Source organism: Candidatus Nanopelagicales bacterium (assembly GCA_041393815.1).
Taxonomy (GTDB): Bacteria; Actinomycetota; Actinomycetes; order S36-B12; family JAWKJK01; genus JAWKJK01.
The window spans coordinates 573,561-587,741 of sequence record JAWKJK010000002.1 but is presented as its reverse complement, the minus strand read 5'-3'; the positions used below and the strand labels follow the sequence as shown (position 1 = coordinate 587,741).

At 74.2% G+C, this 14,181-nt stretch carries 17 protein-coding genes and 2 tRNA genes; 8 read left to right on the top strand and 11 right to left on the bottom strand.

All coding sequences use genetic code 11. From position 1 onward, the window contains the following. Window position 1 precedes the first annotated feature (1 nt). Window positions 2–190: a 50S ribosomal protein L28 gene (gene rpmB, locus R2737_08205; protein MEZ5116235.1), complete on the top strand. Its 189-nt coding sequence runs from the start codon at window positions 2–4 to the stop codon at window positions 188–190. Window positions 191–344: 154 nt separating this feature from the next. On the opposite strand, the gene R2737_08200 is transcribed toward rpmB, so the two are convergent. Next, entirely contained in the window at window positions 345–1,304 is a 960-nt protein-coding gene (locus R2737_08200) for a thiamine-phosphate kinase (GenBank protein ID MEZ5116234.1), read from the bottom strand. Window positions 1,305–1,452: 148 nt separating this feature from the next. Between R2737_08200 and R2737_08195 the strand changes: the two genes are divergently transcribed. Both R2737_08195 and R2737_08190 read left to right on the top strand, forming a co-directional pair. Continuing rightward, window positions 1,453–1,689, top strand: a complete 237-nt coding sequence (locus R2737_08195; protein ID MEZ5116233.1) for an Lrp/AsnC ligand binding domain-containing protein — start codon at window positions 1,453–1,455, stop codon at window positions 1,687–1,689. Beyond that, on the top strand, window positions 1,668–2,147 hold the full coding sequence (locus R2737_08190) for a DUF3515 family protein (GenBank protein MEZ5116232.1): 480 nt from the start codon (window positions 1,668–1,670) through the stop codon (window positions 2,145–2,147). Before R2737_08195 ends, R2737_08190 begins: the two co-directional genes overlap by 22 nt. 16 nt (window positions 2,148–2,163) lie before the next feature. On the opposite strand, the gene R2737_08185 is transcribed toward R2737_08190, so the two are convergent. Then, window positions 2,164–3,276, bottom strand: a complete 1,113-nt coding sequence (locus R2737_08185) for a D-alanine--D-alanine ligase family protein (protein MEZ5116231.1) — start codon at window positions 3,274–3,276, stop codon at window positions 2,164–2,166. A 69-nt stretch (window positions 3,277–3,345) separates the two neighbouring features. Here R2737_08185 and R2737_08180 point away from each other — a divergent pair, with 69 nt between their 5' ends. Next, window positions 3,346–4,512: a PLP-dependent transferase gene (locus tag R2737_08180; GenBank protein MEZ5116230.1), complete on the top strand. Its 1,167-nt coding sequence runs from the start codon at window positions 3,346–3,348 to the stop codon at window positions 4,510–4,512. On the opposite strand, the gene R2737_08175 is transcribed toward R2737_08180, so the two are convergent. Together R2737_08175 and R2737_08170 are read right to left on the bottom strand one after the other, a co-directional pair. Then, window positions 4,497–5,510, bottom strand: a complete 1,014-nt coding sequence (locus R2737_08175) for an NAD(P)H-dependent glycerol-3-phosphate dehydrogenase (protein ID MEZ5116229.1) — start codon at window positions 5,508–5,510, stop codon at window positions 4,497–4,499. The two genes, R2737_08180 and R2737_08175, sit on opposite strands and share 16 nt — an antisense overlap. Then, complete coding sequence (locus R2737_08170) at window positions 5,507–6,283, bottom strand: lysophospholipid acyltransferase family protein (protein MEZ5116228.1); 777 nt, start codon at window positions 6,281–6,283, stop codon at window positions 5,507–5,509. Before R2737_08170 ends, R2737_08175 begins: the two co-directional genes overlap by 4 nt. Before the next feature lie 105 nt (window positions 6,284–6,388). Here R2737_08170 and cofC point away from each other — a divergent pair, with 105 nt between their 5' ends. Both cofC and R2737_08160 read left to right on the top strand, forming a co-directional pair. Then, entirely contained in the window at window positions 6,389–7,072 is a 684-nt protein-coding gene (cofC, locus tag R2737_08165) for a 2-phospho-L-lactate guanylyltransferase (GenBank protein MEZ5116227.1), read from the top strand. Next, window positions 7,069–7,287, top strand: a complete 219-nt coding sequence (locus R2737_08160) for a hypothetical protein (GenBank protein ID MEZ5116226.1) — start codon at window positions 7,069–7,071, stop codon at window positions 7,285–7,287. Before cofC ends, R2737_08160 begins: the two co-directional genes overlap by 4 nt. A 66-nt stretch (window positions 7,288–7,353) precedes the next feature. On the opposite strand, the gene R2737_08155 is transcribed toward R2737_08160, so the two are convergent. The 3 genes from R2737_08155 to leuC form a co-directional block, all read right to left on the bottom strand. After that, the gene (locus tag R2737_08155) at window positions 7,354–7,911 is read right to left on the bottom strand and encodes an HU family DNA-binding protein (GenBank protein ID MEZ5116225.1); all 558 of its coding nucleotides are present in this window, start codon (window positions 7,909–7,911) and stop codon (window positions 7,354–7,356) included. Window positions 7,912–8,324: 413 nt separating this feature from the next. Beyond that, complete coding sequence (gene leuD / locus R2737_08150) at window positions 8,325–8,927, bottom strand: 3-isopropylmalate dehydratase small subunit (GenBank protein MEZ5116224.1); 603 nt, start codon at window positions 8,925–8,927, stop codon at window positions 8,325–8,327. Between the two features lie 23 nt (window positions 8,928–8,950). After that, on the bottom strand, window positions 8,951–10,369 hold the full coding sequence (gene leuC, locus R2737_08145) for a 3-isopropylmalate dehydratase large subunit (GenBank protein ID MEZ5116223.1): 1,419 nt from the start codon (window positions 10,367–10,369) through the stop codon (window positions 8,951–8,953). A gap of 61 nt (window positions 10,370–10,430) precedes the next feature. On the opposite strand from leuC, the gene R2737_08140 reads away from it, so the two are divergent. Then, window positions 10,431–11,147, top strand: coding sequence for an IclR family transcriptional regulator (locus R2737_08140; GenBank protein MEZ5116222.1), 717 nt, complete (start codon window positions 10,431–10,433; stop codon window positions 11,145–11,147). Window positions 11,148–11,293: 146 nt separating this feature from the next. Here the strand turns inward: R2737_08140 and R2737_08135 are convergent. The 4 genes from R2737_08135 to R2737_08120 all read right to left on the bottom strand — a co-directional run bounded on the left by R2737_08135 (window position 11,294) and on the right by R2737_08120 (window position 13,848). After that, window positions 11,294–11,366: transfer RNA gene (locus tag R2737_08135), tRNA-Glu, on the bottom strand. A gap of 63 nt (window positions 11,367–11,429) precedes the next feature. Next, a tRNA-Gln gene (locus R2737_08130) sits at window positions 11,430–11,501 on the bottom strand. Between the two features lie 66 nt (window positions 11,502–11,567). Beyond that, on the bottom strand, window positions 11,568–13,064 hold the full coding sequence (gltX, locus tag R2737_08125; protein MEZ5116221.1) for a glutamate--tRNA ligase: 1,497 nt from the start codon (window positions 13,062–13,064) through the stop codon (window positions 11,568–11,570). After that, window positions 13,057–13,848, bottom strand: coding sequence for a fumarylacetoacetate hydrolase family protein (locus R2737_08120; protein MEZ5116220.1), 792 nt, complete (start codon window positions 13,846–13,848; stop codon window positions 13,057–13,059). The genes gltX and R2737_08120 overlap by 8 nt, the downstream gene beginning before the upstream one ends. 74 nt (window positions 13,849–13,922) lie before the next feature. On the opposite strand from R2737_08120, the gene R2737_08115 reads away from it, so the two are divergent. After that, on the top strand, window positions 13,923–14,177 hold the full coding sequence (locus tag R2737_08115; protein MEZ5116219.1) for a hypothetical protein: 255 nt from the start codon (window positions 13,923–13,925) through the stop codon (window positions 14,175–14,177). The last annotated feature ends 4 nt before the right edge of the window (window positions 14,178–14,181 follow it).

The following is a 14,181-nucleotide window of genomic DNA, read 5'->3' as shown; positions in this document are numbered from 1 at the left end:
CGTGGCTGCCACCTGCGACGTCTGCGGCAAGGGTCCCGGCTTCGGGCACAGCATCTCGCACAGCCACCGGCGCACGAAGCGGCGCTGGAACCCCAACATCCAGAAGGTGCGCGCCGTCGTGGGCGGCGCCCCCACCCGGATGAACGTGTGCGCGTCGTGCCTGAAGGCCGGCAAGGTGGCCCGCGCCTGAGGCACCAGCCCGACGACTCCGACGGCCCCGGCTCCCCCGCACCAGGGGGACCGGGGCCGTCGCACGTCCCGCCCCACCCGCCCCCGCCGGTGGAACGTACGGCCGCGTAGGGGCGCGCCGGGACTGGTCGAACGTTCCACCAGCGAGGTGAGGGTCAGCGGAAGTGGTCGTGGCCGGTCGGACCCTCCCAGGCCCGGCCGTCGACGGTCACGGCGCCGGCCTCCCCCTCGCACACCACGCCCACCGGCCGGAACGCCTCGGGCAGGACGGCATCCGGCGGGAACGTGGCCAGCAGCGCGTGGTCCTCGCCACCGGACAGCACCCACACCAGCGGGTCGGCGGAGAACGCCGCGGCCGCCTGAGCCACCGGATCGTCCACCACCAGGTCGCCGGCCCGGACGTCCACGGCCACCTGCGATGCCCGGGCCAGGTGCCCGGCGTCGGCCAGCAGCCCGTCGCTGAGGTCGATCATCGCGGTGGCGCCGGCCAGCGCCGCGGCGGGCCCGGCGGCGTACGGCGGCACCGGGACCCGGTGCGCCTCCACCAGCACCCGGGGGGACCGGAACCCCCGCGACAGCACCGCCAGCCCGGCCGCCGCCCAGCCCAGCCGACCGGCGACGGCGACCACGTCGCCGACGCGCGCCCCGGCCCTCGTGACCGGGGCGCGGCCCTCGAGGTCGCCCAGCGCGGTGACCGCGACCACGACCGCGTCGCTGCGGACCAGGTCGCCCCCCACCAGCGACGCCCCCACGACCGCCGCCTCGGCCCGCAGGCCGTCCGCGAGCGCCAGCGCCCAGTCCGCAGGCAGGTCGGGCGGTGCGCCCAGCGACACCAGCAACGCCGTGGGTCGGGCGCCCATGGCCGCGACGTCGGCGAGGTTCTGCGCGGCGGCCTTGCGCCCGATCTCGCCCGGGTCCGACCAGTCCCGCCGGAAGTGCCGGCCCTCCACCAGCATGTCGGTCGTGGCCACCACGCGGCCGTCGGGTGCCGCCACCACCGCGGCATCGTCCCCGGGCCCGAGCAGCACGCCCGCCCCCACCGGGGTCCCCGCGACCAACCGATCGACCAGCCCGAACTCGCCGAGCTCCCCCAGCGTCTGCCCCTGTGCCGCCACCGTGCCGCCTCCGCTCGTCCGTCCGCTCGTCCGTCCGCCCGGCGCCGCCGCCGGAACCGGGGATCCCGATCACCGGGCCGCGCCCACCCCGGTAGTCTCCCGGCAGGCGCAGCCGCCCACGGTTTCGCCTCGCGAGAGAGGAACGTCCGTGGTCGTCCAGGCATACATCCTGATCCAGACCGAGGTGGGCAAGGCCGCCTCGGTCGCCAGCGAGATCGCCGGGATCAAGGGGGTCACGCTGGCCGAGGACGTCACCGGTCCGTATGACGTGATCGTGCGCGCGGAGGCCCAGACCGTCGACGAGCTCGGCAAGCTCGTGGTGGCCCGGATCCAGGGCGTCGAGGGCATCACCCGCACCCTCACGTGCCCGGTGGTCCACCTCTGACCCGACCGCTCCCGCCCCTGGCCGCCGGCCTGCTGGTGGCGGCGCTGCTGGCCGGCTGCTCGTCCCCCGTCGCGGTCCCCCCGCCGAGCCCGTCCCCCACCGGGGAGGCGGCCGCCGCGTGCGCAGCCCTCGGGCCCCGGCTGCCGTGGCTGCTGGAGGGCCAGAAGCGGCGCCCGACCGAGCCCGACAGCGACCTGGCCTGGGCCTGGGCCGACCCGCCGCTCGTGCTGCGCTGCGGCGTGCCCGTCCCCTCCGCCCTGGAGCCGACGTCGGAGCTGCTCAGCATCGAGGGGGTGGACTGGCTGGCCGAGGAGCTCAGCGCCGGCTACCGGTTCTCCACCGTCGGGCGGGTGGCCACGGTGGAGGTCACGGTGCCGGACGCCTACTCCCCCGAGGTCAACCCGCTGGTCGACCTCGCGCCCGCGATCACCGCGACCGTGCCGCTGCAGACTCCCTGACCGCGCAGGGGTCACCTCAGCGCAGCCCGGTCCCCCGGCGCAGCGCGTCCTCGATGAGCCGTTCGAGCAACTGCGGGTAGGTCAGCCCCGTGGCCTGCCACATCCGCGGGAACATCGAGATGGACGTGAACCCCGGCATCGTGTTGACCTCGTTGAGGACGACGCCGCCGTCGGCGGCCACGAAGAAGTCCACCCGGGCCAGCCCCTCGCAGGACAGCGCGTCGAACGCCCGCACGGCCAGCGCGCGGACCTCGTCCGACACCGGCTCCGGCAGGTCCGCGGGGACGATGAGGTCGGCGCTGTCGTCGAGGTACTTGGCCGCGAAGTCGTAGAACTCGTGCCCCTCGCGCACCCGGATCTCCGCACACACGCTCGCGGCCGGCAGCCCGTCGGCGTCGGCCAGCACGCCGCACTCGATCTCCCGCACCCCCTCCAGCGACGCCTCCACGACGACGCGGGGGTCGTGCCGGCGGGCCTCCTCCACGGCGGCGGCGACCCGCTCCGCCCGGTGCACCTTGGTGATCCCCAGACTGGACCCGGCGCGCGCGGGCTTCACGAACACCGGCAGCCCGAGGTCCGCGATCCGCGCCAGGGCACCGTCGCGGTCGTCCCGCCACTCCCGGTCGGTGACCACCGCGTACGGGCCCACCGGCAGCCCGGCGGCCCGGAAGGCCGCCTTCATGTGGCCCTTGTCCATCGCGGCGGCGGAGGCGTACACCCCCGAGCCGACGTACGGGACCCCGGCCATCTCCAGCAGGCCCTGGACGGTGCCGTCCTCGCCCCACGGGCCGTGCAGCACCGGGAACACGACGTCGACCGTGGTCAGCTCGCCAGGGACGTCCGCGGCGGGCCGCACCTCCAGCCCGCGGCCGGGATCGGCGTGCAGGACCACCTCGTGCCGGTCCTCGCCCACCGCCGGCAGCCGGCCGTCGGTGATGACCAGCCGGTCCGGGTCGTCGCGCTCGAGCACCCAGCGGCCGTCGGGGGTGATGCCGATGGGGACGACCTCGAACCGGTCGCGGTCCAGGGACCGCAGGATGCTGCCCGCGCTGACGCAGGAGATCGCGTGCTCGCTGGAGCGGCCGCCGAAGACCACCGCGACCCGGGTGCGGCGGGGCGACTCGGACACGCGTGGACCCTATCGGCCGGGTGCCCGCAGCCGCCCGGGGCGGTCGTGCGGCGGCTAGGGTCGCGGCTCGTGAGTGACCCCGCAGCCACGCCGTCCGACGACGTCCCCGCCCGGCCGCTGGCGATCGAGACCCGGCTGGTCCAGGCCGGCCGCCCCGCACCGACGCCCGGGGCACCGGTCAACCCACCGGTCGTGCTGTCGTCGACGTTCCACGCCGGCGGGCCGCTGGGGTACGCCCGGGACGGCACCGAGTCCATGCTCGCGGTGGAGGACGCGCTGGGACTGCTCGAGGGCGGCTACGCGGTGACGTTCGGCTCCGGGATGGCCGCCGTCAACGCCGCACTCGACCCGCTGCCGGTCGGCGCATTGGTGGTGGCGCCGAGGCACACCTACACCGGAACGGCCGTCCGGCTGGAGGAGCTCGCGGCGGCGGGCCGGCTGCGGCTGAGGACGGTGGACGTGCAACGGACCGACGAGGTGGCCGCGGCGTGTGACGGTGCCGAGCTGCTGTGGCTGGAGTCGCCCACGAACCCGATGCTCGAGGTCGCCGACATCGCCGCGTGCGCCGAGGCTGCGCACGCCGCCGGCGCGCGGGTGCTGTGCGACAACACCTTTGCCACTCCGCTGAACCAACGGCCCCTGGACCTCGGTGCCGACGTGGTGATGCACAGCGTGACCAAGTTCCTCGCGGGCCACTCCGACCTGCTCATGGGCGCGCTGGTGGTCCGCGACGAGGGGGGCGCCGAGGCGGTGCGGGAGCGACGGGTACTCCTCGGCGCGGTGCCAGGGGCCCTGGAGTGCTTCCTGGCCCTGCGCGGCATGCGCACGCTGCCGCTGCGGCTGCGCCGGGGCGAGGCCAGCGCGGCGGTGCTCGCCGACCGGCTGCGTGAGCACCCGGCCGTCACCCGGGTGCGCTACCCGGGGCTGCCGGACGACCCGGGTCACGCGGTGGCCGCCCGCCAGATGGCGGGGTTCGGCGCGGTGCTGGCGGTCGAGACCGCCGGCCACGCGTCGGACGCGGAGCGCGTGTGCGCGGCGGTGCGGGTGTGGACCCACGCCACCAGCCTCGGCGGGGTGGAGTCGCTGGTCGAGCGGCGCCGGCGCTGGCCGGCCGAACGGTCGGGGGTGCCCGAGACGCTGCTGCGCCTGTCGGTCGGCGTGGAGGACGTCGAGGACCTGTGGGACGACCTCGACCGGGCGCTCGCGGCGGTGCCGCAGGGTCAGAACCCGGTCTGACCCTGCTCGGCCCGGGTCTCCCGGGACATGAAGGCCGCCAGCATCTCCCGGGGCGCCATGCCGTGGTGCACCACCTGGACCACCTGCTCGGTGATCGGCATCTCCACGCCGTGGGCCGTGGCGAGGTCGAGGATCGGCTGGCAGCTCTTCACGCCCTCGCAGGTCTGCTTGGTGACGGCGATCGTCTCGTCCACCGTCAGTCCCTTGCCGAGGTTCTCCCCGAAGGTGCGGTTGCGGGACAGCGGCGACTGGCAGGTCGCGATCAGGTCCCCGATGCCGGCCAGCCCGAGGAACGTCAGCGGATTGGCGCCGAGTGCGACCCCGAGCCGGGTCATCTCGGCCAGCCCGCGGGTGATCAGCGAGGCCTGGGCGTTCTCCCCGAAGCCGAGGCCCACCGCCATCCCGTTGGCGAGCGCGATGACGTTCTTGACGGATCCGCCGATCTCGGCTCCCACGACGTCGGTGGTGAAGTAGGGCCGGAAGTACGCGGTCGTGCAGGCGTCCTGCAGCCGCCGGGCGCTGCCCTCGTCGGCGCAGGCGACCGTGGTGGCCGCCGGTTGGCGCTCGGCGATCTCGCGGGCCAGGTTCGGCCCCGAGACGACGGCGACCCGCGAGGTGTCCGCGTGCGCGACCTCGGCGATCACCTCGCTCATCCGCCGGGTCGTCCCGAGCTCGATGCCCTTCATCAGGCTGACGAGGATGCTGTCCGGCGCGATCGCGGGGAGCCAGGCGGCCAGGTTCTCCCGCAGCGACTGCGCGGGTACGGCGAGCACGACGATCTCGGCGCCCTCGAGGGCCGCAGCCGGGTCGGTCGTGGCGTGCATCGCCGGCGGCAGAGGGATGCCCGGGTGGTAGCGCTCGTTGACGTGGTCCTCGTCGATCGACCGGGCGACCGATGCCTCGCGCGCCCACATGGCGACGTCCCCGCCGGCGTCGGACAGGATCATGCCGAACGCGGTCCCCCAGGATCCGCTGCCCATCACGGCCACACGCGTCATGAGTCCCTCCCGCTGTCGCGGTCTGTGTTCTTCGGGTCGTCGCCGGCGCCGTTCGAGTCGGCGCCGTCCTTCCCCCGGTACTTGAACCGCACCTCGGGCGGCTGCTCGCCGCGGATGTCGGCGAGCAGGCCGGTGATGGCGTCCAGGATGCGGTCGGTGGCGATCCGGAGCGTCTCCGCGACGAGGGACCTGCCCTCGAGGTCGGACAGGTCCACCGGCGGACCGACCTTGACCCGCATGGTCTTGCGCGGCAGTGCCTTGAACTCCTTCTGGTACGGACCCATCACGTCCTGGGCGCCCCAGTGGGCCAGGGGGATCACCGGACGGCCCGACATCAGCGCGATGCGCGCGGCCCCGGTCTTGCCGCTCATCGGCCACAGGTCCGGGTCGCGGGTGATCGTGCCCTCGGGGTAGACGACGACGCACTCGCCGGCCTTCACGGCGTCGACCGCCGCCCGCACCGCCCGGGCCGCGTCCCGGCTCTCCCGGTAGACCGGGATCTGCCCGGCACCGCCGATGATGGCCCCCGCCACCGGGATGCGGAACACCGCCTCCTTGGCCAGGAACCGCGGCGGGCGGTCGTTGTTGTTGAGCACGTGCGCGATGACGATCGGGTCGAACCAGGACAAGTGGTTGGCCGCGACGATGATCCCGCCGCCGTCCTGCTCGAGGTTCTCGGTGCCCTCCCAGTCCCGCCGGGTCAGCACGGCCATCGGCGGACGCAGCACGCCCTCCGCGAAGGCGTACCAGAAGCCGCGTCGCCGACGCGCCACCGCCACCCTCCTCGTGCCGGGACCGGTCCCGGCGTGCCCTCGCCCCGAGCGGGCGAGCCACGATCATCCCAGGCCGTTCCGCGGGCCGGTGGTTGGATGGCGCATGTGGGCGATCGGGAGGTCCGGGACGACCTGCGCTGGACGGTGGTCGTCCCGGTGAAGCGGCTGGACCGGGCCAAGACCCGGCTGTCGACCCGGACCTCCGACGAGCGCGTCGCGCTCGCGCTGGCCTTCGCCCGGGACGTGGTCGCGGCCGCGCGCGCCTGCCCCCTCGTGACGCAGGTGATCGCGGTGACCGACGACCGGAGGGCCGCCCGGACACTCGCGGACGACGGGGCGCACGTCGTCCCCGACCGCCCCGATGCGGGCCTGAACCCCGCTCTGGCGTACGGGGCGTCGTTGGCAGACCCGGCGACCGGCGTGGCGGCGGTGTCGGCGGACCTGCCGGCGCTGACGCCCGGCCAGCTGGCCCTGGCCCTGTCAGCAGCGGGAGCGGCGGGCGTGCGCTGCTTCGTCAGCGACGTGGCCGGGACCGGCACCACGCTGCTCTGCGCGCCGCCCGGAGTCGCGCTGGAGCCGCGGTTCGGCGCGCGATCCCGGGCCGCCCACGCGGCGGGCGGGGCCCGGGAGCTCGCGCTACGCGGGATCAGCGGGCTGCGCCGCGACGTCGACACCGAGGTGGACCTGTGGGACGCGGCTCGGCTCGGCGTCGGCACCGCGACCGCAACGGTGCTGGCCGCTGCCGCAACTGCGGCGGAGCCGGCTCGCGACCGGGACTGCGGCCGATGACGACCGGTGCGACCTGCCAGGACTTCCGGCCGGACACGGGGTCGGGCCGGGTCGTGCTGGACGACGGCCGGAGCCTGCCGTTCGCGACCGAGGCGTTCGCGGCGTCCGGCCTGCGGCTGCTGCGACCGGGTCAGCGTCTCGAGGTGGAGCTGGACGCGGACCGGCTCACCGTCACGGCGCTACGACTGCCCGGCGCCGAGGCCGCGGAGGCCTGATACCGACACGGAGCAGGGCCCGCCCCGAGGGGGCGGGCCCTGCTCCGTGTGGTGCGTCGAACCGCGTCAGCGCTTCGCCGCGGTGCGCTTGGCCGGGGCCTTCTTCGCCGGGGCCTTCTTGGCGGCCGGGGCCTTCTTGGCCGGAGCCGCCTTCTTCGCCGGCGCGGCCTTCTTGGCCGGAGCCGCCTTCTTCGCCGGCGCGGCCTTCTTGGCCGGAGCCGCCTTCTTCGCCGGCGCGGCCTTCTTGGCCGGAGCCGCGGCCTTCTTGGCCGCCGCCTTGGCCGGGGCCGCGGCCTTCTTGGCCGCCGCCTTCGCCGGAGCCGTGGCCTTCGCCGTCGCCTTGCGGGCGCCGGACACCATGGCCTTGAACTCCGCACCCGGGCGGAACTTCGGCAGGCGGGTCGCGCGGATCTTCACGACCTCGCCGGTGCGCGGGTTCCGGCCGGTGCGAGCGGCCCGGGAGGCCGCCTCGAAGACACCGAAACCGCTGATGGCGACCTTGCCGCCGGGCTTCTTCACCTCGGCCTTGATGAGGTCGATGATGTGCTCGACCGCCTCCGAGGCCTCCTTCTTGCTGATCTCCAGACGCGCGGACAACGCGTCGATCAGGTCCGCCTTGTTCACTGCCTACCCCTCCGGAGGGTCAGGTCGGCCGGACGGCCGACTCGAGGGCACGCTAGCCGCCGCACCCGGGTGACGCGGGGCGCCACGCCGGGGGAGATGTTGCGCTTCAACGCCTTCGGCTGTCCAGAGCCGATCGGATCTCGCGCTCCAGATCGCGCAGGCGGGGCACCGCCGAGTCCGCCGACTGCTTGGCCCGCTCGGCCGCCCTGGCGGCACTGCGGCTCCAGCGCAGCACCTGGTCACGGGCGAGCCCGGGCGTCGCGATCAGTGCGGTGACGACCCGAAGTAGTTCCGCGGCAACGACTTCCGGCTCTGTCCAGCCCGAGTCACCGTGGTCGCCATCCGGGTCGGGGTTTCCGCGGCCACCGGACGGCGCTCCCCCGCCAGGACGTTCGGACGGCGCCACGGACCCGTCACCGGCCCCCGAGCGACGCGGTCGTCGGCATGAACGCGGGCCGCTCGGACTCGTACTGCTCGATCAGGCCCACGTGCTGCAGCGTGATCCCGATGTCGTCCAGGCCCTCCAGCAGCCGCCAGCGGACGTAGTCGTCCACCTCGAACGGCGCGCTGAGGTCCCCGGCGCGGATCTCCCGGTCGACCAGGTCCACGGTGATGTGCACCGCCGGGTCGGCTTCGACCAGGTCCCACAGCGCCTCGACCACGGACTGGTCGACCTCGGCCGTGAGCAGGCCGCCCTTCCCCGAGTTGCCCCGGAAGATGTCGGCGAACCGCGAGGAGATCACGACCGCGAAGCCGTAGTCCTGCAGCGCCCAGACCGCGTGCTCGCGCGAGGACCCGGTCCCGAAGTCGGGCCCGGCGATCAGGATCGTCGCCCCCGCGTGGTGCTCGCGGTTGAGCACGAAGTCCGGCTCGCGCCGCCAGGCGGCGAACAGGCCGTCGTGGAAGCCGGTGCGCGTGATGCGCTTGAGGTACTCCGCCGGGATGATCTGGTCGGTGTCGACGTTGCTGTGACGCAGCGGCACGGCGCGACCGGTGTGCCGGGTGAACTTCTCCATGTCGGGCTCCTGCGTTCTCGGCGTCAGACGCCGGCGGGGACGGGGTCGAGGTCGGCGGGGGCGGCAAGACGGCCGGTGACGGCCGTGGCGGCGGCCACGTACGGCGACACCAGGTGGGTGCGTCCCCCCGGTCCCTGCCGGCCCTCGAAGTTCCGGTTGGAGGTGGACGCGCTGCGCTCCCCCGGCGCCAGCTTGTCCGGGTTCATCGCCAGGCACATCGAGCAGCCGGCCGCGCGCCACTCCGCACCGGCCGCGGTGAAGACCCGGTCCAGCCCCTCCTCCTCGGCCTGCGCCTTGACGCGTACCGAACCGGGCACGACGAGCATCCGTACGCCGTCGGCAACCCGGCGGCCGCGCAGCACCTCGGCGACCGCCCGCAGGTCCTCGATCCGGCCGTTGGTGCACGAGCCGACGAAGACCGTGTCGACGGACACGTCGCGCAGCGGGGTGCCCGGCGCGAGGTCCATGTACGCCAGTGCCTTCTCGATGGCGGCGCGCTCCACCGGGTCGCTCGCGTCGTCCGGCGACGGGACCGCGGACCCCAACGGTGCCCCCTGCCCGGGGTTCGTGCCCCACGTGACGAAGGGGGTCAGCGTGGTCGCGTCGATGACGACCTCGCGGTCGAACTGCGCGTCCGGGTCCGTGCCGAGGGTCCGCCAGTACGCCACCGCGGCGTCCCAGTCCTCGCCCCGGGGGGCGTGCTGGCGGCCGGCCAGGTAGGCGAAGGTCGTCTCGTCCGGCGCGACCATGCCGGCCCGGGCACCGGCCTCGATCGACATGTTGCACAGCGTCATCCGGCCCTCCATGGACAGGCCCCGGATGGCCTCGCCGCGGTACTCCAGGACGTGGCCCTGGCCGCCGCCGGTCCCGATCCGGGCGATGATCGCCAGGATCAGGTCCTTGGCGGTCACCCCCACGGGCAGCTCGCCGTCCACCGTGATCGCCATGGTCCTGAACGGCTTCAGCGGCAGGGTCTGGGTGGCCAGCACGTGCTCGACCTCGCTGGTGCCGATGCCGAATGCGAGCGCGCCGAAGGCCCCGTGGGTCGAGGTGTGCGAGTCGCCGCAGACCACCGTCATGCCGGGCTGGGTCAGACCCAGCTGCGGGCCGACCACGTGCACGATGCCCTGCTCCTCATGGCCCATCGGTGCCAGCGGCACCCCGAACTCGGCGCAGTTGGCCCGCAGCGCCTCGACCTGCGCCCGCGACACCGGGTCGGCGATGGGCAGGTGGGTGTCCACGGTGGGGACGTTGTGGTCCTCGGTGGCGAGGGTCAGGTCGGGCCGCCGGACGGTGCGCCCGGTGATCCGCAGCCCGTCGAAGGCCTGCGGGCTGGTGACCTCGTGCACCAGGTGCAGATCGATGTAGAGCAGGTCGGGCTCGCCCTCCGCGCGGCGCACCACGTGCGCGTCCCAGACCTTCTCCGCCAGCGTGCGTCCCACGGCCGTTCCCTTCGTCGCGTCGCACTTGACGTCTCACGATTCGAGACATCAGTATCAGTACATGGACAAGTCTAGCGGTGTCGGCGTCCTGGACAAGTGTGCGCTCGTGCTGTCGGCGCTGGAAGCGGGCCCGCTCTCGCTGGGCGGTCTGGTCACCGCCACCGGGCTGGCCCGGCCGACCGCGCACCGGCTGGCCACCGCGCTGGAGCACCACCGGCTGGTCTCGCGCGACCTCGGCGGGCGGTTCGTGCTCGGCCCGAGGCTGGCCGAACTGGCCACCGCGGCGGGCCAGGACCGACTGCTGGTCGCTGCCGGACCGGTCCTCGCGGCCCTGCGTGACGCCACCGGGGAGAGCGCCCAGCTGTACCGCCGCCAGGGCGACCAGCGCATCTGCGTCGCCGCCGCGGAGAAGCTGTCCGGGCTGCGCGACACCGTCCCGGTCGGCGCGGTGCTGTCGATGCACGCGGGCTCCGCGGCGCAGGTGCTGCTGGCCTGGGAGGAGCCGGAGCGGATGCACCTGGGCCTGCAGGGCGCCTCGTTCACCGCGACCACGCTCGCAGGGGTGCGTCGACGCGGCTGGGCGCAGAGCGTCGCCGAGCGGGAGGCGGGCGTCGCCTCGGTGTCGGCTCCGGTGCGCGGCCCCCAGGGCCGGGTCGTGGCCGCGGTGTCGGTGTCCGGGCCGATCGAGCGGCTCGGGCGGGCCCCCGGCCGGCTGCACGCCCCCGCCGTGCTGGCCGCCGCCCAGCGGCTCACCGACGCCCTCCGCCGCCCGTCCTGACCCGCGCCCACCGCCCACCGCCCACCGCCCACCGCTTGTGGTGCCGGTTGCGTGAGCTACAGCTCACGCAACCGGCACCACAGGGGCTGCGGGGATGACGAAGGGCCCCGCACCTCGGTGAGGTGCGGGGCCCTTCGTCATCCGCGTAGCCCCGACGGGATTCGAACCCGCGCTACCGCCTTGAGAGGGCGGCGTGCTAGGCCGCTACACAACGGGGCCGTGCGTGTCGGTGGGACCGACGAGGTCGTGCTCCACCGGCTGCGCCGGAGGGTCACGACCCAGCTGGGGTACCAGGACTCGAACCTAGACTAACGGAGCCAGAATCCGTCGGGCTGCCAATTACCCCATACCCCAAGGGGTCTCCGCCCTCGCGGACGGCGACCGGGCGAGTATAGCCAGCAGGTGCGAGCAGCCCCAAACTCACGGCTGCCGGGTGGCGTCCCAGATCCGCCGCAGCGTCGCGTCCCGGCCGAGGATCTCCAGCGACTCGAACAGCGGGGGCGAGACCCGGCGACCGGTGACCGCGACCCGGACCGGGCCGAACGCCAGCTTGGGCTTCAGCCCCAGCCCTTCGACCAGGGCCGAGCGAAGAGCCGTCTCGATGTCGGCCGCGGTCCAGTCGGGGAGTCCGGACAGCGCCGCGTGAGCGGCCTGCAGGGCCGGCTGCGCGGACTCCCCCAGCACTGCGGCCGCATCACCGGGGTCGACGCTGAAGAGCTCCTCGTCGACGAACAGGAAGGCCAGCATGCCCACGCCCTGGGAGAGCACCTCCATCCGCTCCTGGACGAGCGGCACCGCCGCGGCCAGTGTGGCGCGCTGCTCCGGCGTCACCGGATCGCCGAGCAGCCCCGCTCCGCGCAGGAACGGCACCAGCCGGTCCGCCAGGTCGTCCGGTGTGATCGCGCGGACCCAGTCCGCGTTGATCGCGGTGCACTTCTTCAGGTCGAAGCGGGCCGGGTTCGGGTTGACCCGGGAGATCTCGAAGGCCGCCGCCATCTCCTGCAGCGAGAAGAACTCCCGGTCCTCCCCGATCGACCAGCCGAGCAGGGCCAGGTAGTTGACCAGACCCTCCGGCAGGTAGCCGATGTCGAGGTACATCGCCAGGCTGGACTCGGGGTCGCGCTTGGACAGCTTGCGGTTGCCCTCCCCCATCACGTACGGCAGGTGCCCGAACCGGGGCGTCCCCCCGTCGCCGACGCCGATCGCCGCGAGCGCGTCGTACATCGCCAGCTGCCGCGGGGTGGACGACAGCAGGTCCTCGCCGCGCAGCACGTGGGTGATGCGCATCAGCGCGTCGTCGACCGGGTTGACCAGCGTGTACAGCGGCTCGCCGTTGGCCCGCACGATCACGTAGTCCGGCACGTGCTCGCGCCCGAACGACAGCGGCCCGCGGACCAGGTCGTCCCAGGACGAGTCGCGGTCCGGCATCCGGAAGCGGATGGCCGGCGCCCGCCCCTCCGCCTCCAGCGCGGCACGCTCCTCGCCGGTCAGCTCGCGGCAGTGCCCGTCGTAGCCGGGCGTGCGCCCCTCGGCGCGGGCCCGCTCGCGACGCTCCTCCAGCTCCTCGGGGCTGCAGTAGCAGGGGTAGGCGTACCCGGCCTCGCGCAGCCTCGCGACGACGTCGGCGTAGATGTCCAGGCGCTGCGACTGCCGGTAGGGCCCGTACGGGCCGCCCACCTCCGGACCCTCGTCCCAGTCCAGACCCAGCCAGCGCAGGGCCCGCACCAGCGCCTCGTACGACTCCTCGGTGTCGCGCGCGGAGTCGGTGTCCTCGATCCGGAAGACGAACGTGCCGCCGTTGTGCCGGGCGAACGCCCAGTTGAACAGCGCCGTGCGCAGCATCCCGACGTGCGGGTTGCCGGTCGGGGACGGGCAGAAGCGGACCCGGACGTCCGGGCCCTCGGGCGTGTCAGTCACGCGTGACCACCTGGTTCGTGAGTGTGCCGATGCCGTCGATGGTGACCGAGACCAGCTCGCCGGCGGTCAGCGGCCCGACCCCGGCGGGGGTGCCGGTGAGGATCACGTCGCCGGGCAGCAGGGTCATGACGTCGCTGATCCAGGAGACCAGCTCGGCGACGTCGCGCACCATCAGCGCGGTCGACCCGGACTGCCGCTCGGCACCGTCGACGGTGCAGGTGACCCGCAGGTCCTCGGGGTCGACGTCGGTGTCGATCCACGGTCCCAGCGGGCAGAACGTGTCGAAGCCCTTCGCCCGGCCCCACTGCCCGTCGCGGGCCTGCAGGTCGCGCGCCGTGACGTCGTTGGCGCAGGTGAACCCCAGGACCACGTCGCCGACCCGGTCCAGCGGCACCTCGCGGCACATCCGGCCGATCACGACGGCGAGCTCGGCCTCGTGCTCCACCCGGTCCGACTGCGGCGGAAGCGCGATGGCCGCACCGGGACCGATCACCGAGGTGCTGGGCTTGAGGAAGATCATCGGCTCGCCCGGGACCTCCGTGCCCATCTCCTCCGCGTGCGCGGCGTAGTTCTTCGCGACCGCGACCACCTTGCTGGGGAGGACCGGGGCGAGCAGGCGTACGTCGGACAGCCGGTGCCGGACGCCGGTCAGGGTCACCGGCCCGAACGGGTGGGAGTCGACCTGCGCGACGGCGGCGTCGGGACCGGGCACCCCCGCCTCGTCCAAGCCCTCGACGACCCCGAACGACACGTCCTCACCGTGGGAGTACCGGGCGATGCGCACGGCGCAGACCCTATCCCGGCCCCGGCCGCCTCCCGGATGGCGACGGGGACCGCGGCGGTGACAGGCTGCGGGACATGAGCGACAACCTGTACGACGAGGTCATAAAGGCGCCGGAGCCCCAGCCGATCGACGAGGAGCTCGCCGCGAAGCTCGGCCACCTCGCGGAGGACGCGATCCTGCGCGGCCGGCCGTACCAGGACGAGAAGTGCCTGAACTGCCTCTACTACCTCGACGCCGACAAGGACGTCGCCTACTGCTGGCACCCCAAGCTGCGCATCCTGGTGGGCGGCGAGTGGTGGTGCCAGTGGTGGGAGGAGATCCCGGAGTAGGCCG

Bases quoted from the DNA above. Each gene is read 5' to 3' on its own strand.
- leuD (MEZ5116224.1), bottom strand. From the start codon at position 8,927: ATGGAGAAGTTCACCCGGCACACCGGTCGCGCCGTGCCGCTGCGTCAC.
- R2737_08115 (MEZ5116219.1), top strand. From the start codon at position 13,923: ATGAGCGACAACCTGTACGACGAGGTCATAAAGGCGCCGGAGCCCCAG.
- R2737_08160 (MEZ5116226.1), top strand. From the start codon at position 7,069: ATGACGACCGGTGCGACCTGCCAGGACTTCCGGCCGGACACGGGGTCG.
- R2737_08140 (MEZ5116222.1), top strand. From the start codon at position 10,431: ATGGACAAGTCTAGCGGTGTCGGCGTCCTGGACAAGTGTGCGCTCGTG.
- R2737_08175 (MEZ5116229.1), bottom strand. From the start codon at position 5,510: ATGACGCGTGTGGCCGTGATGGGCAGCGGATCCTGGGGGACCGCGTTC.